This is a genomic window from Ensifer adhaerens, from assembly GCF_020035535.1.
Lineage (GTDB): Bacteria > Pseudomonadota > Alphaproteobacteria > Rhizobiales > Rhizobiaceae > Ensifer.
Map to the genome: position 1 here is coordinate 2,725,558 of NZ_CP083349.1, position 20,944 is coordinate 2,746,501.

Sequence of the window (20,944 nt, forward strand, 5' to 3'; positions counted from 1 at the left end):
GCCGGCGGCGGGGCCTTCACTGTGTCCAGTCCTAGAGGTGCTTCTCCCGAAGCGCTGCGATGTGATTCCGGCAAAGGAAGGATTCGGGGATATCGATCGTCGGAACGCCGGCGATCTCGTCGATGACGAAACGCCCCAAACGATGCGCAATGCCGAAGCTCACCTTGAAGCCGCCGGTCAGCACGGAGATGTTCGGATGATCAGGATGCCGCCCGACCGTGGGCTCGCGCCCGGCCGATTTCGGCCTGAGTCCGGCCCAACGCTCTACCATCCGGGCGTCAGCCAGACGCGGCGCCAGGAGGGTTGCGCGCCGCAGCAGGTCGTCGAGCAGTTCGTCCGTGGATAGCGGATCGGCAAAGCTGTTCTCACTGGTGCTGCCGATCGCCACATGGCCGTCGTCATGAGCGACGACATAGACGCCGTCGGTGAAGATGATCGGCAGGTCCGGATCGACGTCCGCCTTCAGCAGCGCTGCCTGGCCCTTGACCGCCGTACCGCTCGTCGCTTTTAGCGGGCCCGACACGGCATCGATCAGCGGGAAGCTGCCGACGCCGGCAGAGATGATGCAATGGTCGAAGCTGAGCCGGCTGCCATCGTCGCGCTCGACCTGTCCATGCGCCGGCAGGATGCTGTGAACGCCAGAGCCTTCATCGATCAGAACATTGTGCCACTGCGACAGCGCGGCGCGCAGGGCCGATAAAGTGCGGCGCGGCGACACTCGTGCGGCGAGCGTATCGAAAACGACGCCATGCGCCGTTGCCTCTTCGGCGGGCCAGCCCTCCGGTCCGTTCTCCTGGACATGCCAGAAGAATTGCCGCGCGCCCGAGCGCCATTGCTGTTGCGCATCCTGCTCATGCCGCAGAGCGATGTCACGCAGATGTGCCTTGGCAAGCGGCATCAGCCGCCCGGTGCGCCGATAGCCGGTCGACAATCCCGTCTGGGCTTCGAGCTGTGCGACCTCTTCTTCGAGCGACACCAGCGCATCGAACTGGAATTGTTTCTTTTCATTCCAGCGATCGGGCATATGCGGCATGAGCGCGCCCAGCAGGCCGCCGCTGGCTCCGGCGCCGATTGCCCGCTGCTCGACGAGCCGCACCTTCATGCCCTTGCGCGCGGCGCAAAGGGCGGCCCACAGCCCCATGACGCCGCCGCCGATGACCAAAAGTTCGCTCATCGATTGACCTTCTCCGGCCGGCGGATTATCGCCTTTGCCATGACAGGACCAGCAGACCCGATCGACCCGCCAGCGCACCAAAACCTTGATTGGCACGAGGGCGATATGCCCTATTCCCGGGAATTTGGCGATCACTTTTATTGCCGCACCGACGGGCGGCTGGAATGCGGCCACGTGTTCCTTTCAGGCAATGGCCTGCCGGAACGCTGGGTCGGCGCCGGCACCTTCCGCATCGGCGAACTGGGCTTCGGCACCGGCCTAAATTTCTGCGAAACCTGGCGCCAGTGGAAGATCACCGCAGGTGCCGGCGACCGTCTGCACTTCGTCTCGTTCGAGCGTTTCCCGATGGCCGCTGACGAGATTTCGCGCGCGCTCAGCCACTGGCCGGAGATTGACACCGAACGCCAGGCCCTGGTCTCGCGCTGGCCGGCAGTGCCCAACGGTGACGTCGGTATCGATTTCGGCGACGACGTCAGCCTCACTGTCGTCTGCAGCCCCGCCCTGGAAGGGGTTGCCCGCGCTCGGTCGTTCGATGCCTGGTATCTCGACGGTTTCGCACCCTCGCGCAATCCCGATATGTGGTCGGAAGAGCTGATGCGGCTCGTGTTCGAAAGGACCGTCGCCGGCGGCAGCTTTGCGACCTACGCCGCTGCCGGTTTCGTCCGGCGCAATCTCCAGGCCGCCGGCTTCGTCGTCGAGAAACGCAAGGGTTTTGCAGGCAAGCGCGAGATGCTGCGGGGTGAGCGCTCCTAGGGACGCCTCCTCGATGGCGGCGTGTCTTGAACGGTTGCGCCATCGGTCCGCAAAATTGCGTCAGCGGAAGCGATTTACTCCACCAGAGAACTGAACTGTCGCAAATGGCGGGCCATAGCAACCGGGAATCTGCGACACACAGCCATCGGCAACGCGGTGGGTCCTTCATGAACGACGATCAGTTTCCCGATGCAGCAACCGGCGATGCAGCTTCGTCGCCGCTGGAGCGGCGCCGCAGGCCAGGCGGCCGCGGAGCCGAACGGGCGCGCAAATCCCCCAGCGGCAAATACCTCAATCTTGTCAATACGCTGGCAAAGTCCACCGTTCTGTCCGAGGATGCGCTCGAAGCGATCCACGACGCATCGTTGACGATCCTCGAAGAGATCGGCATGGACATCATACTGCCGGAGGCTCGCGACCGGATGAAGGCCGCCGGCGCCGACGTGGTGGCCGGTACCGACCGCGTGCGCTTCGACCGCGGGCTGATCATGGAGATGATCGCCTCCGCCCCTTCCTCCTTCACCATGCATGCCCGCAACCCGGCGCGCAACGTCGCGATCGGTGGCAACAATCTCGTCTTCGCCCAGATCGCCAGCGCCCCCTTCGTCGCCGATCGTGACGGCGGCCGCCGGACGGGCAACCACGAAGACTTCCGCAAGCTGGTGAAGCTCGCCCAATCCTACGACATCGTGCACACGACCGGGGGCTATCCGGTCGAGCCGGTCGACCTGCATGCTTCGGTGCGTCACCTCGATTGCCTCTCGGACATGGTGAAGCTCACCGACAAGGTGTTCCACGCCTATTCCCTGGGCAAGCAGCGCAACACCGACGGCATCGAGATCGCCCGGATCGGCCGCGGCATTTCGATGGAACAGATGGAGCGCGAGCCTTCGCTCTTCACCATTATCAACACCTCCTCGCCGCTCCGCCTCGACGGGCCGATGCTCCAGGGCATCATCGAGATGTCCTCGCGCAACCAGGTCGTGGTGGTCACGCCCTTCACCCTCGCCGGGGCCATGGCCCCGGTGACGATTGCCGGCGCTCTGGTCCAGCAGAATGCCGAGGCGCTCTGCGGCATCGCCTTCACCCAGATGATCAGGCGCGGCGCGCCGGTGATGTATGGCGGCTTTACCTCCAACGTCGACATGAAGACCGGTGCCCCAGCCTTCGGTACGCCTGAATACATGAAGGCGGTGGTTGCCGGCGGCCAGCTCGCCCGCAAATATGGCATCCCCTACCGGACTTCGAACACCAATGCCGCCAATACGCTCGACGCCCAGGCCGCCTACGAGTCAGCCATGTCGCTCTGGGCGCTGACCCAGGGTGGCGGCAACTTCGTGATGCATGCAGCCGGATGGACCGAGGGTGGCCTGACGGCCTCATTCGAGAAGTTCATCCTCGATGTCGACATGCTGCAGATGGTGGCAGAATATCTGACGCCGCTCGATGTCAGCGAGGACGCACTGGGCCTCGATGCGGTGCGCGACGTCGGCCCCGGCGGCCATTATTTTGGCACGTTGCACACGCTGCAGCGCTACGAGACCGCCTTCTATTCGCCGATCCTTTCCGACTGGCGCAACTTCGAGACCTGGACCGAAGCCGGACGGCCGACGACCTACGACCATGCCAACCGGGTCTTCAAGCAGAAACTGAACGAATACGAGCGTCCGCACCTCGATCCCGCAATCGAAGAAGAGCTAGATGCCTTTGTGGCCAAACGCAAAGAGGAAGGTGGCGTCCCGACGGACTTCTGACGGGACGCGCGGCGAAGCGGAACTGAAGCCGTTGGCTTAGGGGAACACCGCGGCCCGCGCCGTTGCGATCAATTGCTCCGTGGAGGCGGCAACGCAGTTGCGGTCGATCTCGGCGACGGTCCGCTCCCGAACATGCGCGGAGAGCTGCTTCCTGAGATCTCCGAGGGTCCTCGGCGCAGCGCAGATCACCAGGCTGTCGAACGCCTGGTCGGCCGCGTAGCCTTCCAGCTTTTCGGCCACGTCGGCGACGAAGCGCTGCTGTTCCTCGCGAACAGGATTGCTCTTGTATTCCATGGCCGAGCGGCCGTGCCCGACGGACGAATGTGACCGACCCGGCTTGTCGGCCATGATGTCCTGAACACGCTTCGGTTCGGTGTGAAAGGTCTCCTCCTCCGGCCGCTGGCGGTCCTCCTTCAACAGGTTCACGCCCTTGACGATGCGCGCGGTGTTACCATCCGCGGCCAGTATCCAAGTCCGGTTTTGCACGATTGTCTCCCAGTGAAAGGTGTGGATCGCGAGGGGTCATAGAGACCCTGTAAAGGAAACGAACGAACCGCGATCCGGTTCCATAGAAAGCAGGCTGTGACGATGATTGTTTGGCCGTGACGCCCCGATCACATCCGAGCGATATAGGCCTCGAAGCTACGCTCCGGAGTCACCTCGTAGCGTTCGCGCTCGACGTGAAGCGCGCTGATCCTGTCAACCCGGAAATCCCGGAAGTCCGACCTCAGCTCGCACCAGCCCGTCAGCAACCAGAAGTGTCCGAAGACACTGAGGCCAAGCGGCCAGATGGTACGCTCGGAATGCTCGCTCTTGAGGCTGTCATACTCCAGGCGAAGCTTACGGCGCCCGGCGATTGCCAGCCGTATCTCGCCGAGCAGAACAGGCGGTTCCGGCTGAAGCGCTGAACGAAAGGCGCGAAGCGGCGCTGCCGTCAGCCGTTGCCGATGTTCGGACGGCAAGCCATGGGCAATCTTCTCCATCGCCTCGCGCGCAGCCTGGGCAAGACGCCCGTCGCCCAGCATCTGGACGGCGCGGGCACCGAAGGCCAGAGCCTCGAGCTGCTCGAATGTGAAGGCGAGCGGCGGTGCGTCGAACGCCTCGCGCAGCAGATAGCCGACCCCGCGTTCGCCATCGATCGGCGCACCCGACGCGATCAGGTGCTCCATGTCCCGATAGATGGTGCGCTGGGCGACCTCCATCTTCTCGGCGATCTCGCGCGCCGTCATCACCCGGCCGCTCGCGCGCATGAGCTGGATGATACGGAACAGCCGGTCGGCGGGCCTCATTGCAGGAACTCCAAAGATAATGGCCATAAGGCTGTCAGTTGCTCTGTGGTTAAGTCAAGCGGCATTCAACATGGAGCGTGACATGACCACCAACAGCATCCTCGAACTTGCCGTCTGCATCGTCGCGGACAAGCCGGCAGCGGCCGAAGCGCGCAACCGGGCCATGCAGGCCGTTTCCCGCTATCCCGGCTTCGTTTCGTGGCGCGCGGTCGGCTCCTGCGAAACACAGGGAATGGTTGCGGATCTCGTCGAGTGGGAAACGCTCGACGCCGCCAAATCGGCCGGCGAACGCGTCCGCGTCGATCCGGAGTTCGCCCCTTACATGGCGGCGATCAGCACGGTAATGCTGATGCAGCATTTCACCGTCGACCAACAGATCTGAGCAGACGGCGCGCGCACGGTTTTCGAGCCGCGTGCGGCGCTCACCGATAGAACTAATCGCGCTCACGCCTCGGGTCGGATCGATCCGCGACCACCGTGATCCCGGAGTACCCACGAGATGGCCGAGCCACTGAAGAACCTGCTGCATCCCGGCGTCGTCACCGCCATCGCCGATGAGCTCGGCCGCAATGCCGGCGGTTTCGACCGCAAGACGTTCCTGGCACTGGCGGGCGATGGCCTCGAGGCGCTGGAACTGATGCAGCGTTCGCTGCAAATCCGCGACGCGCTGGTCGAGACCCTGCCGCAGCCTTTTACGGAAGCTGCCGCCGCCCTCGCGGCCAGCCTTCCCCGGGAAGGCGCCGGTATCAGCGGCTGGGCGCTGCTGCCGGTCAGCCAGTACGTCGCCCTGCGCGGCCTTGAGGATTTCGACATTTCGCTATCGCTGCTGCGTGCGCTGACACCGCATTTCACCGGCGAGTTCGGCATTCGTGTCTTCATCGACCGCGACCAGGAGCGCGCCCTTGCCACGATCCGACGCTGGACTGGTGACGCCAACCATCACGTCCGGCGGCTGGCGAGCGAAGGCACTCGCCCGCGCCTCCCCTGGGCGATGCGGCTGCCGAAACTCGTCCGCGACCCGCAGCCGATCCTGCCGATCCTGACGGCCCTCCTCGACGACCCCGAGGACTACGTGCGCCGTTCGGTTGCCAACAGCCTCAACGACATCGCCAAGGATCATCCCGACCTGGTGGCGGCCTTCGTCGCCGAACATATTGACGATGCCTCGCCGGCACGCCGCCAGCTGCTGCGCCACGCCTCGCGCACACTTCTGAAACAGGGACATGCGGCAGCGCTCTCGAATTTCGGCTTTACCGCCCCCTCGGGGATCGATGCGCACCTTTCTCTGGACCGTTCCGAAATCGTGCTCGGCGAAAGCCTCGGCCTGCGCCTTACGATCAGCCATCGGGCCAAAACCAGCCAGAAGATGATGATCGATTACGCCGTCCACCACCGCAAAGCCAATGGCACGACCGCTCCCAAGGTCTTCAAGTGGACGTCGGCAACGCTGGAGCCGGGCGCCTCGATCAGCATTGAAAAGCGCCACGCCATCCGCCCGATCACAACCCGTCGCTATTATCCCGGCGCCCATCGCGTGGTAATCCTCGTCAACGGGAAGGAGGCGGCAGGCGTCGATTTCGAGTTGTCGGTGGCCGACTAGCCTCCCCTCATTTCGCACCTGCGAAAAGATGGACCTTGACTTTTGGGACCAAAACGACGACATGGTGCCCAGCGTCACCTTCCGGCCGCCGCGTGAGCGCGCCCTCGGCAACACAGAAAGCCGTGAAGAAGGAAAAGCGCACCCATACGCCCTATGCGGCGACAGCACAGGCGCTTGACGACTTTTTTCTTAACCCACAAGTTCCCAATTCACGCGGGGTTCTTGACGCCGAACGACACCGGAACAGCAGACTGCGGTTCCGGCGAATGCGTTTGGCGCCCCCAAAAGGTATATGCATTTGTCCACCTTTAAAGATCTTGGTCTTTCTGAACACATTCTGGAGACCCTGTCTGCCAACGGCTTCGAAAAGCCGACGCCGATCCAGGCGCAGGCCATTCCGCTGGTGTTGAAGGGCAACGACCTGATCGGTCTCGCGCAGACCGGCACCGGCAAGACCGCCGCCTTCGGCCTGCCGATGATCGAAAAACTCGTTGCTGAGGGCCGACGTCCGGACCCGCGCAACATTCGTGCCCTGGTGCTCGCGCCGACCCGCGAACTGGTCAACCAGATCGCAGCCAACCTCAAGCTGTTCGTCAAGAAGTCCCCGCTGAAGATCGGCGTTGTCGTCGGCGGCGTCTCGATCAACAAGCAGACCGAACAGCTCGCCCGCGGCGTCGACATCCTGGTCGCAACCCCGGGCCGCCTGCTCGATCTCGTCAACCGCAAGGCCGTGACGCTGACGCAAGGGCGCTACCTCGTGCTCGACGAAGCCGACCAGATGCTCGACCTCGGCTTCATCCATGACCTGCGCAAGATTTCCAAGCTGGTGCCGAAGAACCGCCAGACGCTGCTCTTCTCGGCAACCATGCCGAAGCAGATCGCCGAACTTGCCGGCGAGTACCTCACCAACCCGGTCAAGGTCGAAGTCACGCCTCCGGGCAAGGCGGCCGACAAGGTCGAACAGTATGTTCACTTCGTTCCCGGCAAGGACCTGAAGACGACCATCCTCAAGAAGACCCTCACCGAGAACCCGGACGGCCTGTCGCTGATCTTCAGCCGCACCAAGCATGGCGCCGAAAAGCTGATGAAGCACCTCGACCACGTCGGCTTCAAGGCTGCCTCGATCCACGGCAACAAGAGCCAGGGCCAGCGCGAGCGCGCGCTCAAGGCCTTCCGTGACGGCGAAATCCGCGTGCTGGTCGCAACCGACGTCGCCGCCCGCGGCATCGACATCCCCGGCGTCACCCACGTCTACAACTACGACCTGCCGGAAGTGCCCGACGCCTATGTTCACCGCATTGGCCGTACCGCGCGCGCCGGCCGCGACGGCATCGCGATCGCCTTCTGCGCGCCGGACGAAATCCGCCTGCTGCGCGACATCGAGAAGCTGATGGGCATCAACATCGCTGTTGCCAGCGGCGAGGCACCGGCCGACCAGGCGCGTCCGTCCAAGGGCCGCAGCGGCCGCGGCAACAACGGCGCCGGCCATCGCAAGGGCAATGGCGGCGGCCAGCACCAGAACGGCGGCCGTCCTCCGCGCCGTGAGCGCCCCGCCGGCGAACCGGTTGCCGCCACCAGCGGCTTCACCGGCGACGACCTGCTGCGCGACGAACGCCGCCCGCAGAAGCAGGAGCGCCGCGACCACCGTGCCGCAGGCCATCCGCACCAGGACGGGCGCGGCGAAGGCAACCGCAACCACGAAGGCAAGAAGCACCATGGTCGCCCCGGCCAGAAGCAGGGCGAACGGCGTGACCGCAACCAGGGTGCCCGCAACGAGAACCGTGGCGGCGAGCGCCGCGACGGCGGCCAGGGCATGCGCCGCGGTGCTGGCGGCAATCGCGGCCACCAGGGCTAAGCCTCTTCAAACAAAAAAGAACGGCGGGTCGTTTTTTCGGCCCGCCGTTTTCGTTTTTGGTTTCTCGCATGTCGTGATCGCAAACCGCCGCACGCTTTTGCGCGGCACGGTTTACGCCTGCGGCTTGCGGTTGGTGAGATAGACGCCGGCAACGGCGATCACGGTTCCGATGATCATCGGCAGGGTCAGCGCCTCGCCGAAGAAGATTGCCGCCTGCACCGCGGCAAGCGGCGGCACGAGATAGATCAGCGACGCCGCGCGCGACACCTGCCCGCGCCGGATCAAATAAAGCAGCAGCGCGATCGCCCCCATCGAGAGCCCCAGCACCGACCAGGCAAGAGACAACGCGATCTGGAGGTTCCAGGTCACGTGCAGGTCTTCCAGCATCAACGCCAGCGGAATGGTGACGATCAGCGCGCCGAGATATTGCAGCGCTGCGATAGTGCGAATGTCGCCACTCTGCAGATGGCGCTTCTGGTAGAGCGTGCCATAGGTGACGGCACCCATGCCGAGCACGTTGATGATGACCGGCAAGAAGTGCACCGGTGTCGCCCCCGTGTCGATCGCCAGCACCTTCGGCAACACGGCAAGGGCTATGCCGAAGAAGCCGAGCACCAGCCCGAGCTTCTGCTGCATGCTCAGGCGCTCGTCGATGACGAAGGCTGCGGCGACTGCGGTCATCAGCGGCTGCAGGCCGGCAATGATACCGGAGATCCCGGCCGGGACCCCCTCGCCGATCGCCCACCAGACAGACCCGAGATAGAGCCCGTGCAGGAACATGCCCGACACCACGGCGTGGCCCGCCATCGACCAGGACTTTGGCCAGCGGGCGCCGGTGGCGATGCAAAACAGAATGAAGAGCACGATCGCCAGCGTGTAGCGCAGCACCAGAAAGGTGAGCGGATCGGCGTAGGCCGCGGCATATTTTGCGACGACCCAGCCGGTCGACCAGAGCAGAACGAAGATGGCGGGAGCCAGGCGGGCGAGCATGATGGACCTATCGGGATGACGGTGGCGGTACACAAAGCAGCGCAGCGCGCCTTCCGGAATGGCTCCAGCCGCTGTAACACTTTGATCTGCCGCAGATTTCGGCCCAAATCCCTCGGATTTAAGCACACATCCAAGTATCCGCGGCCGCATTGATGGTCAAAGCAATTTTTCTGATGGCAAGCATCAGCCAATCGGCACCATCAGCCTGAGCGAGGAAAGCGACAGCGAGACGAACCCGGCCTCGTACTCCTCGCGATAGTGCAGCAAGGCGGTGTCGACCGCATGGCCCTCAGCCGCGATCCAGTCGAACATTCTCTGGTAATGCGCGAAGACGTCGCCGCTATCAGGGTGATGCAGGGCGGTGACGAAACGCATGGCCGGCAAGTCGACATGTCCCGGATGGACCGTCGTCTCGGCCTTGTCCGACACATAGCCGACGAGATAGCGGAAGCCATCCGGGCGGTCGTTCCAGGAAAGGCCGACCAGGGCTCCATGGTCCCTGGGGTGGAGGCGCCTGTGATGCTCCTGCATCTCGGCGATCAGCCGACGCACCGCGCCATCGGCTGCCTCGCCAAAGGTTCCTTCCCAGAAGGCGCCCGCAATACGCTCAGCGGGTCTTTCCACGATTTCGAACGCCATGATTACCTCATCAACCGGAGGATCCTGAAGCGATTGCCTGGTTCTCCTGCTCCGCGATCGCAGCAGCAGAACGGAATTGGGCTCAAAGCAGTTCCACGAAGGCGCGCGCCGCGTGGCTGAACTGCCTCTCGCGATGGGTCAGCAGCTCGAAGCTGCGCTCCGCCAGCTCGAAAGGCAACTCGATCAACCGGCCGCTATCAACGAAGGGTTGGGCAGCGAGCCGGGACACCGCCGTCACGAAGGGTCCACTCCCCACCGCCGTCAGCACCGCTTCATTCGAGGGCAGTTCGAGCTCGATCTTGAGCCCGTCGAGGTCTGCTCCGTGATCCTCCATCGACTGCAAGAACATCGCGCGCGTACCGGAGCCTTCTTCGCGTAGCACCCAGCGCGCCGCAAGCAGCATCTCCAGATCGACCGGCGCGCCGACGAGCGGATGGGAGGGCGAGGCATAGACGGCGATGCGATCGACCGCGACGCGGCGGTGGTCGAGCTTGGCGCCATCGACTCGCCCCTCGACGAAGCCGAGCTGCGCCGTCCCGTCCTCCACCGCCTCGGCAACGACGGCCGTATTGCGCACGGTGAGTTTCACGTCCACCTGCGGGTAATCATGGGTGAAGCGGGCGAGACGCGCCGGCAACCAGTAGCTTGCGACCGTCTGGCTGGCGGCAATCGAGAGTTCGCCGCGGCGAAGCTGCGAGAGATCACGCAGGCACGCAGTGGCGGCGGCTGCCCTGGCGAGCACCGCCTTTGCCTCCGGCAGAAACACCTTGCCGGCATCGGTGAGTGCGAGGCCGCGGCCAACGCGATCGAACAACCGCACGTCGTGCTGGGTCTCAAGCGCGGCGATGGCAGCACTTGCCGCCGACTGGGTAACGTTCATCGCCTCGGCGGCTTTGGTCATGTGCAGGCGTTCGGCGACCGCGACGAAGATTCTAAGCTGATCGAGTGTCATGGCAGATCAATCTCAAAAATCGATCAGAATGACAAGAATAATCCGTTAGACTGATTCATGGATCGGCGTAGGTTGCACGCCATGTCCAGATTGCATTCCACACTCCACTCCTCATTTTCCTCCTTCTTTTCCCGCATGACGTGCATTCTTCCGGGACTTTTCCTCTGCTGTCTCGTCGCGCTCGCAGCCATCGGCCTTGAGTGGATCGAGTGGCACTGGACGGGACGGGCCTGGCTGGAAGCCCTCGTTCTTGCCATTCTGCTGGGCGCCATCGTCCGCACACTCTGGACACCCGGCGCCCGCTTCCTCTCCGGCATCCACTTCTCAGCGAAGGTCCTGCTGGAAACCGCAATCGTCCTGATCGGCGCCATGCTGAGCTTCGATGCGATCGCCGCGAGCGGACCGACCCTGCTCGTCACCATCGTCATCATGGTAATGCTGTCGATCTCCACCGGTTATCTGATCGCACGCATGCTCGGCCTACCGAAACGCCTGGCGACGCTGATCGCCTGCGGCAACGCCATTTGCGGCAACTCCGCCATCGCCGCCGTTGCACCGGCGATCGGCGCACGCGGCGAAGAGGTCGCAGCCGCCATCTCCTTCACCGCCATTCTCGGCATCGCCGTCGTCCTGTCCCTGCCGTTCGTCGGCGGTTGGCTCGGCATGACGCCGCAGGGCTACGGCGTCTTTGCAGGCATGACCGTCTACGCCGTGCCGCAGGTGCTGGCAGCAGCCAGCCCCTTCAGTTCGCTCTCGGTCCAGGTGGGCACGCTCGTCAAGCTCGTCCGCGTGCTGATGCTCGGCCCCGTCGTCTTCTGTTTCTCGCTGATCGGCGGCCGCGATGCTGACATCGAACCGCTGCCGGGCAAATGCCGGAAAGCCGGACGGTTTGCTGCCATCGCCCACTTCGTTCCCTGGTTCATCCTCGGCTTCCTGGCCGTAGCAGTTGCCCGCAACAGCGGCGCAATCCCCGACGTCGTCGCAACCGGCGCCATGAAGGTCTCGGCCTGGCTGACCGTCATCGCCATGGCCGCCCTTGGCCTGGAGGTGGACATCCGCACGCTCGCCAATGCCGGCCCACGCGCCAGTGCCGCCGCACTGCTCTCGCTCCTCGTCCTCGGCATCCTGTCGGCGCTCGCGATCGCCTGCCTCGGCCTCGGATAGCACCGGGAACCCACGCCCAATTTTAGAGCACGTGCATATTTTGTAACCGCTCGTCCTCCGCGGCCTTCGTCGGCCAGACGCCGGTGCCGCGTTGTTGGGCAGTTTTTGCCGCGAATAGGCGCCTGGACCGGTGCCAACTTTCTTTTCGGGCGACTGAGCACGCTTCTTGCATTGCAACCAGCGTTGTACTCAAATGGTCAAAAATAAGGGGACCACGCCTTTGGCATTTGACGAAATGATGAATGCGGACAGCAGTCCGCGCCAACCATATTCGACCTATCATGATTGGTATGCCAGCCAGGACAGAAATCGGCTCATAGCGAAATCCAAGGAAGCCGAGAACATATTCCGGAAAACCGGCATCACCTTCGCGGTCTACGGACACGCAGACAGCTCAGAAAAACTCATCCCCTTCGACCTCATCCCCCGCATCATTTCCGGCCGCGAATGGCGCAAGCTCGCCCAGGGCATCGAACAGCGGGTCATCGCGCTCAACGCCTTTCTCGACGACATCTACCACAAGCAGGAAATCATTCGCGCCGGCCGCATCCCGCGTGAACTGATCGAGAAGAACGTGGCCTTTCTGCCGCAGATGATCGGCTTTAGGCCGCCGGGCGGCGTCTACACCCACATCGTCGGCACCGATATCGTGCGCACCGGCGAAGACCAGTTCTACGTTCTCGAAGACAATGCGCGCACCCCATCCGGTGTCAGCTACATGCTGGAAAACCGGGAAACGATGATGCAGATGTTCCCGGAACTCTTCCATCAGAACCGCGTGCGCCCGGTCGAGAACTATCCTTATCTCCTGCGCCAGAGCCTCGCTTCGCTCGCCCCTCCCGGCTGTAGCGGCAAGCCCCGCGTCGCCGTGCTGACCCCCGGCATCTACAACTCCGCCTACTACGAACACGCCTTCCTTGCCGACCAGATGGGCGTCGAGCTCGTCGAGGGCTCGGACCTGCGCGTGATCGACGGCAAGGTGAAGATGCGCACCACCCGCGGCTACGAGGCGATCGACGTGCTCTACCGCCGCGTCGACGACGACTTCCTCGATCCGCTCACCTTCCGCCCGGATTCGGCACTTGGCATTCCCGGCATCATGGACGTCTACCGCGCCGGCAACATCACCATCGCCAATGCGCCCGGCACAGGGATCTCGGACGACAAGGCGATCTATTCCTACATGCCCGAGATCGTCGAGTTCTATACCGGCCGCAAGCCGCTGCTCGAAAACGTGCCCACCTGGCGCTGCTCCGAGCCACAGAGCCTGAAATACGTGCTCGAACATCTGGAAGAACTGGTGGTCAAGGAAGTCCACGGCTCCGGCGGCTACGGCATGCTCGTCGGACCGACGGCGACGAAGAGGGAGCGCGCGGTCTTCGCTGAAAAACTGAAGGCCCGCCCCACCAACTACATCGCCCAGCCGACGCTCTCCCTCTCCACCGTACCGATCTTGGTCAACAAGGGTATCGCGCCACGGCACGTCGACCTTCGCCCCTATGTCCTCGTCTCCGACAAGGTCCAGATCATCCCCGGCGGCCTGACGCGCGTGGCGCTGAAAGCCGGTTCGCTCGTCGTGAACTCCAGCCAGGGCGGCGGGACCAAGGATACCTGGGTGCTGGAGGACTGAGACATGTTGGGAAGAACTGCAAACGGTCTCTACTGGATGTTCCGCTATATCGAGCGGGCGGAAAACAGCGCCCGGCTGATCGATGCCGGCCTGCGCATGGCTTTGACCCGCAGCGAGGCAACCGAGGGCGATTGGGACGGCGTGCTGCAAAGTGCCGGTGTGCGCGAACTCTACGACGAGGTACACGATACGCTGACCAGCAGCGACGCGATCGACTTCCTGTTGCGCGACCGCGCCAATCCATCGAGCGTCATGTCCTGCATCGAGGCCGGACGTCACAATGCCCGCATGGTGCGCACGGCACTTACCCGCGAAACCTGGGAAGCCACCAACGAGTGCTATCTTGAGATGAAGGCGATGCTCTCGAAGAAGGCGCGTCCGACCGACATGCCGGAGATCATCGACGCGATCAAGCGCCGCGCCGGTCTGATCCGCGGCGCCTTCCACGGCACGATGCTTCGAAACGAGATCTTCAACTTCTCGCGCATCGGCACCTTCATCGAAAGGGCCGACAACACCGCCCGCATCCTCGACGTGAAATACTACGTGCTGCTGCCGGCAGTCGCTGCCGTCGGCTCGTCGATGGACAATGTGCAGTGGGAATCGATCCTGCGCTCGGTCTCGGCGCACCGCGCCTATGGCTGGGTCTATGACGCCGAGCTTCGTCCCGCCAACATCGCCGACTTCCTGATTTCCAACGGCCGCATGCCGCGCTCGCTGGCCTATTGCTACGAAAAGATCGCCAGCAACCTCGGCTATCTCGAACGGGAATACGGCGAACGCCACGCCGCCCATGACACCGCCGATCGCACGCTCGCATCGCTGCGCAGCCAGTCGATCAAGGACATCATGGACCAGGGGCTGCACGAGTATCTGGAAGACTTCATCAGCCACAACAACCGTCTGGGACAGGAAATCTCCGACGGCTATCGTTTCAACTGAGTTTCGGGAGGACAGCATGCACCTGAAAATCAGCCACACGACCGAATACCACTACGACGAGCCCGTGCAATACGCACTGCAGCGCCTGCGGCTGACGCCCCTGACCCAGGTGGGCCAGACCGTGCTCGGCTGGGAGACCCTCGTCGATGGCGCCGCGATAGAGGTGAGCTACGACGACCACTTCGGCAACCGGGTTCACCTCGTCAGCGTCGACGGCGACCGCGAGGCGATCCGCATCACCGCGTCCGGCGAGGTTCACACCGAGGACCGCGCCGGCGTTTTCGGACCGCACCAGTCCTATGTGCCGCTCTGGCTCTATGCCCGCGAGACACCTTTGACCAAGGCGGGCAAGCTCATCCGCGAACTGGCGAAATCCGCCGAGGGCGATACCGACCTCGCCCGTATGCACGCGCTCATGGGAACGATCCACGAAGCGGTGGAATACAAACCCGGCGAGACCCACGCGGAAACGACGGCCGAGGATGCGTTGGAAAGCGGCAGCGGCGTCTGCCAGGACCACGCCCATATTCTGATCGCAGCGGCGCGCGCGCTCGATCTGCCGGCGCGCTACATTTCGGGCTATTTGATGATGGAAGGCCAGCCGGACCAGACGGCGAGCCATGCCTGGGCCGAAATTCATCTGAACGGCCTCGGCTGGGTCGGCTTCGACGCTGCCAACAAGATCTGCCCTGACGACCGCTATGTGCGCGTTGCTTCAGGCCTCTGCTATCGCGATGCCGCCCCCATCTCCGGGCTGATCCATGGCGAAGCCAAGGAGACGCTGAAGGTCTCAGTGACGGTCGAGCAGAAGCAAGGCCAGAGCCAGAGCCAGTCGCAAAGCCAGTAGTCTCTGCGTCAGGGACCTTGGCGATGGGGCGCAATCGACGTCCCATCGTAAGTTGGCAACCCGCCACAGCGCCAAGCCGCCAACGCTCGTCCCTAGCGCGAGGCGCTCGCCTGCAGGATGCGGCAGAGCGAAACCAGTCCGCTGTCATAGCCGCCGCTGACGACATCGCGGCATCGCTTGATCAGCTTGACCCGTTCTGCACTCGACAGACCGTTAAAGGCCGTAAGCGAGGCGCCCAGCGAAACCGCTCCGCCGGAACTGCCACCGGCGCCAACACCGCCACCGGTGCTGCCGCTGCTGCCATTGTCGCCGGAGCCAGCCCCAAGCCCGAGCCCCAATCCAACATCGGCGCCTCTGCCGCTGCCGGCGTTGACGTCGAGGCTGGCTGTCAGGCCACGTCGGCCACCGACACTGGCGTCAACCGAAGCGTCGAGCCCGTTGCCACCGCCAAGGGCGATATCGGCATCGGCGTTGATGCCGTTGCTGCCCCCGGCGCTCGCCTGCGCATCGACCTTGACGCCGCGCGAACCGCCGACCGACGCATTGGCGTCCGTGTTGACGCCGCTGGCACCGCCAAGCGACGCATTGGTGTTGAGCCCGTTCGCTCCGCCGACGGACAGGCCGATACCGAGACCACCGCGCTCCGCGCTTTGGGCAAATGCCGGCGCAGACAACGCCACCGTCGCAAGAAGACCCAGCGACAACGCAAGAACATTCTTCCGCATGATCGTCCTCCTCTCAAGCTTAGGGCCGAAATGACCCTGACCAGGAGGAGACGTCGGAAGATCACGTCTGGTTGCGCGCGCTCTACCGGAAGTCGAGGGTTTTGCAGGCTGTGGATAATGTTATCCGAAGACGCGCAAAAATTGCGCTTCGTTTTGAAACGATTGGCGTTCGTCCAGATCAAAAATGGAAATGCCGCACCGATAAAGCGGTGCGGCATCACACTTCGGCGAAGACTATTTAGTGGCTGTCGCGGTTCATCGGGATTTCCGCGCCGCGCGGGCCGACGAGGAAGTCCAGATCAGCACCCGTGTCAGCCTGCATAACCGTCTTGACGTAGAGGCCTCCATAGCCGCCACCAAGCGGCTTCACCGGCGACACCCAGGCCGCGCGGCGGCGGGCGAGTTCCTCGTCCGAAATGTCGAGGTGAATGCTGCGGGCCGGCACGTCGACGGCGATCATGTCGCCGTTTTGCACAAGCGCCAGCGGGCCGCCGTCGGCCGCTTCCGGTGCCGTGTGCAGGATGACCGTGCCATAGGCCGTACCGGACATGCGCGCATCGGAGATGCGGATCATGTCGGTGATACCCTTCTTCAGCACTTTCGGCGGCAAGCCCATGTTGCCGACCTCAGCCATGCCCGGATAACCCTTCGGGCCGCAATATTTCAGCACCATGACGCAGGTCTCGTCGATGTCGAGATCTTCGCTGTTGATGCGGGCGTGATAGTCCTCGATGCTCTCGAACACCACGGCGCGGCCCTTGTGCTGCATCAGATGCGGCGAAGCGGCGGAAGGCTTCAGCACGCAGCCCTTAGGCGCCAGATTGCCGCGCAGCACCGCGATGCCGCCGGACTTGGTCAGTGCCTTTTCGCGTGGCACGATCACGTCGTCATTATAGTTGACGACATCCTTGACGCCGTTCCAGATCGTGTCGCCGGTGACGGTCACAGCATCCTTGTGCAGGAGGCCCATTTCGCCGACGGCCTTGATCACGACCGGCAGACCGCCCGCATAGTAGAACTCCTCCATCAGGTACTTGCCCGATGGCTGCAGGTTGACGATCGTCGGCACGTCGCGGCCAAGACGATCCCAGTCATCGAGCGTCAGATCGACACCGATGCGGCCGGCAAGCGCCAGGAGATGCAGAACCGCGTTGGTCGAACCGCCGACGGCACCGTTGACGCGGATGGCGTTTTCGAAGGCCTCCTTGGTCAGGATATCCGAGGGTTTCAGATCCTCTTTCACCATGTCGACGATACGGCGGCCGGAGAGCTGGGAGATCACCCGGCGGCGCGCGTCGACGGCGGGGATCGCCGCATTGCCGGGAAGCGTCATGCCGAGCGCTTCGGCCATCGACGCCATGGTGGACGCCGTGCCCATGGTCATGCAGCTGCCAGCCGAACGGGCCATGCCCTGTTCTGCATCCATGAACTCTTCCAGCGACATCTCGCCGGACTTCACCATTTCCGAGAACTGCCAGATCGCCGTGCCGGAGCCGACATCCTTGCCGCGCCACTTGCCGTTCAGCATCGGGCCACCGGAAACGAGGATAACCGGGATATCGACGCTGGCAGCGCCCATCAGCAGGCTCGGCGTGGTCTTGTCGCAACCGCCGAGCAGCACGACGCCATCGACCGGATTGCCACGGATCGCCTCTTCGACGTCCATCGCCGCAAGATTGCGGAACATCATCGCCGTCGGACGCAGCGTGCTTTCGCCGACGGAGAACACCGGAAACTCGACCGGGAAGCCACCAGCCTCGTAGACGCCGCGCTTCACCCGTTCGGCAAGGTCACGCAGATGCGCGTTGCACGGCGTCAGCTCCGACCAGGTGTTACAGATGCCGATGATCGGACGGCCGTCGAACGTGTCTGCCGGCAAGCCCTGGTTCTTCATCCAGGAGCGATGCATGATGGCATTCTTGCCCGTACCGCCGAACCAATCGTGCGAGCGCAACTTGCGCGGCCACTCAGCTTTCTTCTTCATCTTTTCCTTCCTTGAGCGGCCCGCATCGATCCCGCGGGCCCTTGGACGGCGCCCTTAAGCCAGGGTGTAGGCCGTCTTGACAGTTGTGTAGAACTCGGCGGCGTAGCGGCCCTGCTCGCGCGAGCCGTGGGACGAGCCTTTGCGGCCGCCGAAGGGCACGTGGAAATCGACGCCCGCGGTCGGCAGGTTGACCATCACCATGCCGGCTTCCGCATTGCGCTTGAAATGGGTTGCATGCTTGAGGCTGGTGGTGGCAATGCCGGACGAGAGACCGAAGGGCGTGTCGTTGGCGACAGCGAGCGCCTCATCGTAATCCTTGACGCGAATGACGGATGCGACCGGGCCGAAGATCTCTTCGCGGCTGATGCGCATCGCGTTCGTCGCCTCGGTGAACAGCGCCGGCTGCAGGTAGAAACCGGGCGCGTCGCGCTTCAGCAGTTCGCCGCCGAAGGCAAGCTTCGCACCCTCCTGCTGGCCAATGGCGATATAGTCGGTGTCCTGGTTGAGCTGGCTCTGGTCGACCACCGGGCCGATATGGGTGCCGGCCTTCAAGGCGTCGTCGATCGTCAGCCCCTTCATCCGCTCGCCCATTGCCGCGACGAAACGATCGTGAATGCCCTTGGTGACGATGATGCGCGAGGAGGCGGTGCAGCGCTGGCCGGTGGAGAAGAAGGCGGAATTGACCGCCGCCTCGACCGCGACCGCAAGATCGGCATCGTCGAGCACGACGAAGGGGTTCTTGCCGCCCATCTCCAGCTGGTATTTGCGATTGTGCTCGACGGAGGCGAGCGCCACACGTTTTCCCGTGCCGGTCGAGCCGGTGAAGGTGATCGCGTGGATATCGGGGCTGTCGAGCATCGCCTGGCCGACAACAGAGCCCTTGCCCATCACGAGGTTCAACACGCCCTTCGGCAGACCCGCACGGTGGAGGATGTCAACGATTGCCCAGGAACTGCCCGGCACCAGTTCGGCCGGCTTGAAGACGACGGTGTTGCCGTAGCAAAGCGCCGGCGCGATCTTCCAGGCGGGGATGGCGATCGGGAAGTTCCAGGGCGTGATGATGCCGACGACGCCGACCGGCTCGCGGGTGATCTCGACGCCGATATTGGGTCTTGCCGACGGCAGCACTTCGCCCGCCAGTCGCAGGCACTCGCCGGCAAAGAAGTCGAAGATCTGGCCGGCACGCACGGTCTCGCCGATGCCTTCGACCAGCGTCTTGCCTTCCTCGCGTGACAAGAGCTTTCCGAGTTCGTCCTTGCGGACAAGGATCTCGTCGGCGGTCTTCCTCAGGATCGCGTGGCGCTCGAGAATGCCGGAGCGCGACCAGGCCGGAAACGCCGCTTTCGCAGCGGCAATCGCCGCACGCGCATCGTCGGCAGAGGCGCGGGCATATTCGCCGACCACGTCATTGGTGTTGGAAGGGTTGATGTTGGCAACCCCGTCACCACCGACCCATTCGCCGGCAATCAGGTTCTGGTGCAATGTCATAGGCTTCAAGCCTCCTTCATGAGCGCGCATGACCGTCCCTCGTGAACGGTCGCGCTTCGGAGATGTGTCAGAGCTGGCGTATGGCGACCTTTTCCTCGGCGGCGATCGCAAGCGCATTGCGTAGCGGCAGGCCGAAACCATCGGCCTCGATCTCGAACAGGTCGCCTTCCTCGGTGCGGACGCCGTCGCCGAAGGACAACGTCGCCGTGCCGAACATGTGAACGTGGATGTCACCCGGCTGACGGAACAGGCCGTACTTGAAATGATGATGCTCAAGATTGGCGAAACTGTGCGACATGTTGGTTTCGCCCGACAGGAACGGCTTCTCCCACAGCACCTGGCCACCCCGCAGGATGCGCGACATGCCGCGGATATCCTCCGGTGCGACACCGATGCGGATTTCCGGACCGAAGCTCGCCTGACGCAGCTTCGAATGCGCCAGCCAGAGGTAGTTGACCCGCTCGGTCTTGTGGTCGGAGAACTCGTTGGCGACGGCAAAGCCAATCCGGAACGGAGCGCCCCGGTCGGAGATCACGTAGATGCCGGCCATTTCCGGCTCTTCGCCACCATCCTCGGCAAAAGAGGGCGAGACGAGTGCCGCGCCCGGTGCCACGGCTGATGTGCCGTTGCCCTTGTAGAACCACTCCGGCTGCACGCCGGTCTCGCCGGCTTTCGGCTTGCCGCCCTCGAGTCCCATGCGGAACATCTTCATCGAGTCCGTCAGCGTTTCCTCGGCCGCCTCGCTCGTCTTCTTGTGCATGGCGTCGCGGGTCGCGGCCGAACCGAGATGGGTGAGGCCCGTGCCGGTCAGGTGCAGGTGCGCCGGGTCCGGATGGGTGATCGGCGGCAGGAAGCGTCCCTCCGCATAGGCCTTGTCGAGGTCGACGGCGGCGCCGAGACCCTTGGCCTCGATCGTCTCCTTCAGGCTGCGCCCGGCGTTGGCCGCTTCCATCGCCAGGGCATAGACGCTTGCAGCACCTTTTACCGCATGCGCGGTCTCGCCCGGCTGCCGCACCGCAACCGTTATCGATCCGTCTTCGTTCCTGACCTGCGAAATCAGCACGATACTGTCCTTCCTGTCTTCATCAGGGTCGCGGTCGTCGCCCTTTCAAGGCAAAAGCGTCCCCGTGGGTGACTTTCGCCACCCAATTCCGGCGG

General features: G+C 63.7%; 19 protein-coding genes. 9 read left to right on the top strand and 10 right to left on the bottom strand.

Going from position 1 to position 20,944, the window contains the following annotated elements:
• Window positions 1-31 precede the first annotated feature (31 nt).
• Entirely contained in the window at window positions 32-1,174 is a 1,143-nt protein-coding gene (locus LAC81_RS13400) for an NAD(P)/FAD-dependent oxidoreductase (protein WP_223725187.1), read from the bottom strand.
• Window positions 1,175-1,213: 39 nt separating this feature from the next.
• Between LAC81_RS13400 and mnmD the strand changes: the two genes are divergently transcribed.
• Both mnmD and LAC81_RS13410 read left to right on the top strand, forming a co-directional pair.
• A complete protein-coding gene (gene mnmD, locus LAC81_RS13405) occupies window positions 1,214-1,927 on the top strand; it encodes a tRNA (5-methylaminomethyl-2-thiouridine)(34)-methyltransferase MnmD (protein WP_223725188.1) in 714 nt (237 codons plus the stop codon).
• 167 nt (window positions 1,928-2,094) lie between these two features.
• On the top strand, window positions 2,095-3,681 hold the full coding sequence (locus LAC81_RS13410; protein ID WP_223725189.1) for a trimethylamine methyltransferase family protein: 1,587 nt from the start codon (window positions 2,095-2,097) through the stop codon (window positions 3,679-3,681).
• A 36-nt stretch (window positions 3,682-3,717) separates the two neighbouring features.
• Here LAC81_RS13410 and LAC81_RS13415 read toward each other — a convergent pair whose 3' ends face one another.
• Entirely contained in the window at window positions 3,718-4,167 is a 450-nt protein-coding gene (locus LAC81_RS13415) for a host attachment protein (protein ID WP_223725190.1), read from the bottom strand.
• A gap of 128 nt (window positions 4,168-4,295) precedes the next feature.
• Window positions 4,296-4,970, bottom strand: a complete 675-nt coding sequence (locus LAC81_RS13420) for a helix-turn-helix transcriptional regulator (protein ID WP_223725191.1) — start codon at window positions 4,968-4,970, stop codon at window positions 4,296-4,298.
• A gap of 82 nt (window positions 4,971-5,052) precedes the next feature.
• On the opposite strand from LAC81_RS13420, the gene LAC81_RS13425 reads away from it, so the two are divergent.
• From LAC81_RS13425 to LAC81_RS13435, 3 genes are all read left to right on the top strand, one after another.
• Complete coding sequence (locus LAC81_RS13425) at window positions 5,053-5,352, top strand: hypothetical protein (RefSeq protein ID WP_223725192.1); 300 nt, start codon at window positions 5,053-5,055, stop codon at window positions 5,350-5,352.
• A gap of 117 nt (window positions 5,353-5,469) precedes the next feature.
• Window positions 5,470-6,570, top strand: coding sequence for a DNA alkylation repair protein (locus tag LAC81_RS13430; protein ID WP_223725193.1), 1,101 nt, complete (start codon window positions 5,470-5,472; stop codon window positions 6,568-6,570).
• Between the two features lie 298 nt (window positions 6,571-6,868).
• Window positions 6,869-8,425, top strand: a complete 1,557-nt coding sequence (locus LAC81_RS13435; RefSeq protein WP_223725194.1) for a DEAD/DEAH box helicase — start codon at window positions 6,869-6,871, stop codon at window positions 8,423-8,425.
• A gap of 111 nt (window positions 8,426-8,536) precedes the next feature.
• Here LAC81_RS13435 and LAC81_RS13440 read toward each other — a convergent pair whose 3' ends face one another.
• The 3 genes from LAC81_RS13440 to LAC81_RS13450 form a co-directional block, all read right to left on the bottom strand.
• On the bottom strand, window positions 8,537-9,415 hold the full coding sequence (locus LAC81_RS13440) for a DMT family transporter (RefSeq protein WP_223725195.1): 879 nt from the start codon (window positions 9,413-9,415) through the stop codon (window positions 8,537-8,539).
• Between the two features lie 183 nt (window positions 9,416-9,598).
• Complete coding sequence (locus tag LAC81_RS13445; protein ID WP_223725196.1) at window positions 9,599-10,054, bottom strand: GyrI-like domain-containing protein; 456 nt, start codon at window positions 10,052-10,054, stop codon at window positions 9,599-9,601.
• An 82-nt stretch (window positions 10,055-10,136) separates the two neighbouring features.
• The gene (locus LAC81_RS13450; RefSeq protein WP_223725197.1) at window positions 10,137-11,006 is read right to left on the bottom strand and encodes a LysR family transcriptional regulator; all 870 of its coding nucleotides are present in this window, start codon (window positions 11,004-11,006) and stop codon (window positions 10,137-10,139) included.
• A gap of 81 nt (window positions 11,007-11,087) precedes the next feature.
• Between LAC81_RS13450 and LAC81_RS13455 the strand changes: the two genes are divergently transcribed.
• The 4 genes from LAC81_RS13455 to LAC81_RS13470 all read left to right on the top strand — a co-directional run bounded on the left by LAC81_RS13455 (window position 11,088) and on the right by LAC81_RS13470 (window position 15,589).
• The gene (locus LAC81_RS13455) at window positions 11,088-12,170 is read left to right on the top strand and encodes a YeiH family protein (RefSeq protein WP_223725198.1); all 1,083 of its coding nucleotides are present in this window, start codon (window positions 11,088-11,090) and stop codon (window positions 12,168-12,170) included.
• Window positions 12,171-12,405: 235 nt separating this feature from the next.
• On the top strand, window positions 12,406-13,800 hold the full coding sequence (locus LAC81_RS13460) for a circularly permuted type 2 ATP-grasp protein (RefSeq protein ID WP_162768607.1): 1,395 nt from the start codon (window positions 12,406-12,408) through the stop codon (window positions 13,798-13,800).
• Between the two features lie 3 nt (window positions 13,801-13,803).
• Window positions 13,804-14,742 (top strand): alpha-E domain-containing protein, encoded by a 939-nt coding sequence (locus tag LAC81_RS13465; RefSeq protein WP_223725199.1) that lies wholly within the window; start codon window positions 13,804-13,806, stop codon window positions 14,740-14,742.
• A 16-nt stretch (window positions 14,743-14,758) separates the two neighbouring features.
• The gene (locus tag LAC81_RS13470; protein WP_223725200.1) at window positions 14,759-15,589 is read left to right on the top strand and encodes a transglutaminase family protein; all 831 of its coding nucleotides are present in this window, start codon (window positions 14,759-14,761) and stop codon (window positions 15,587-15,589) included.
• A gap of 92 nt (window positions 15,590-15,681) precedes the next feature.
• Here LAC81_RS13470 and LAC81_RS13475 read toward each other — a convergent pair whose 3' ends face one another.
• The 4 genes from LAC81_RS13475 to araD1 form a co-directional block, all read right to left on the bottom strand.
• On the bottom strand, window positions 15,682-16,314 hold the full coding sequence (locus LAC81_RS13475) for a hypothetical protein (protein WP_223725201.1): 633 nt from the start codon (window positions 16,312-16,314) through the stop codon (window positions 15,682-15,684).
• Window positions 16,315-16,552: 238 nt separating this feature from the next.
• Window positions 16,553-18,298, bottom strand: a complete 1,746-nt coding sequence (araD, locus tag LAC81_RS13480; protein WP_223725202.1) for an L-arabinonate dehydratase — start codon at window positions 18,296-18,298, stop codon at window positions 16,553-16,555.
• Window positions 18,299-18,352: 54 nt separating this feature from the next.
• A complete protein-coding gene (locus tag LAC81_RS13485; RefSeq protein ID WP_223725203.1) occupies window positions 18,353-19,786 on the bottom strand; it encodes an aldehyde dehydrogenase family protein in 1,434 nt (477 codons plus the stop codon).
• A gap of 67 nt (window positions 19,787-19,853) precedes the next feature.
• Window positions 19,854-20,849: an AraD1 family protein gene (araD1, locus tag LAC81_RS13490; RefSeq protein ID WP_223725204.1), complete on the bottom strand. Its 996-nt coding sequence runs from the start codon at window positions 20,847-20,849 to the stop codon at window positions 19,854-19,856.
• Window positions 20,850-20,944 lie beyond the last annotated feature (95 nt).

What these genes read in the sequence shown, in the direction of transcription:
- LAC81_RS13445 (WP_223725196.1), bottom strand. Translation starts at nt 10,054, where the DNA reads ATGGCGTTCGAAATCGTGGAAAGACCCGCTGAGCGTATTGCGGGCGCC.
- LAC81_RS13400 (WP_223725187.1), bottom strand. Translation starts at nt 1,174, where the DNA reads ATGAGCGAACTTTTGGTCATCGGCGGCGGCGTCATGGGGCTGTGGGCC.
- araD (WP_223725202.1), bottom strand. Translation starts at nt 18,298, where the DNA reads ATGAAGAAGAAAGCTGAGTGGCCGCGCAAGTTGCGCTCGCACGATTGG.
- LAC81_RS13470 (WP_223725200.1), top strand. Translation starts at nt 14,759, where the DNA reads ATGCACCTGAAAATCAGCCACACGACCGAATACCACTACGACGAGCCC.
- LAC81_RS13460 (WP_162768607.1), top strand. Translation starts at nt 12,406, where the DNA reads ATGATGAATGCGGACAGCAGTCCGCGCCAACCATATTCGACCTATCAT.
- LAC81_RS13430 (WP_223725193.1), top strand. Translation starts at nt 5,470, where the DNA reads ATGGCCGAGCCACTGAAGAACCTGCTGCATCCCGGCGTCGTCACCGCC.
- LAC81_RS13455 (WP_223725198.1), top strand. Translation starts at nt 11,088, where the DNA reads ATGTCCAGATTGCATTCCACACTCCACTCCTCATTTTCCTCCTTCTTT.
- mnmD (WP_223725188.1), top strand. Translation starts at nt 1,214, where the DNA reads ATGACAGGACCAGCAGACCCGATCGACCCGCCAGCGCACCAAAACCTT.
- LAC81_RS13475 (WP_223725201.1), bottom strand. Translation starts at nt 16,314, where the DNA reads ATGCGGAAGAATGTTCTTGCGTTGTCGCTGGGTCTTCTTGCGACGGTG.
- LAC81_RS13450 (WP_223725197.1), bottom strand. Translation starts at nt 11,006, where the DNA reads ATGACACTCGATCAGCTTAGAATCTTCGTCGCGGTCGCCGAACGCCTG.
- LAC81_RS13485 (WP_223725203.1), bottom strand. Translation starts at nt 19,786, where the DNA reads ATGACATTGCACCAGAACCTGATTGCCGGCGAATGGGTCGGTGGTGAC.
- LAC81_RS13440 (WP_223725195.1), bottom strand. Translation starts at nt 9,415, where the DNA reads ATGCTCGCCCGCCTGGCTCCCGCCATCTTCGTTCTGCTCTGGTCGACC.
- LAC81_RS13410 (WP_223725189.1), top strand. Translation starts at nt 2,095, where the DNA reads ATGAACGACGATCAGTTTCCCGATGCAGCAACCGGCGATGCAGCTTCG.
- LAC81_RS13425 (WP_223725192.1), top strand. Translation starts at nt 5,053, where the DNA reads ATGACCACCAACAGCATCCTCGAACTTGCCGTCTGCATCGTCGCGGAC.
- LAC81_RS13420 (WP_223725191.1), bottom strand. Translation starts at nt 4,970, where the DNA reads ATGAGGCCCGCCGACCGGCTGTTCCGTATCATCCAGCTCATGCGCGCG.
- LAC81_RS13465 (WP_223725199.1), top strand. Translation starts at nt 13,804, where the DNA reads ATGTTGGGAAGAACTGCAAACGGTCTCTACTGGATGTTCCGCTATATC.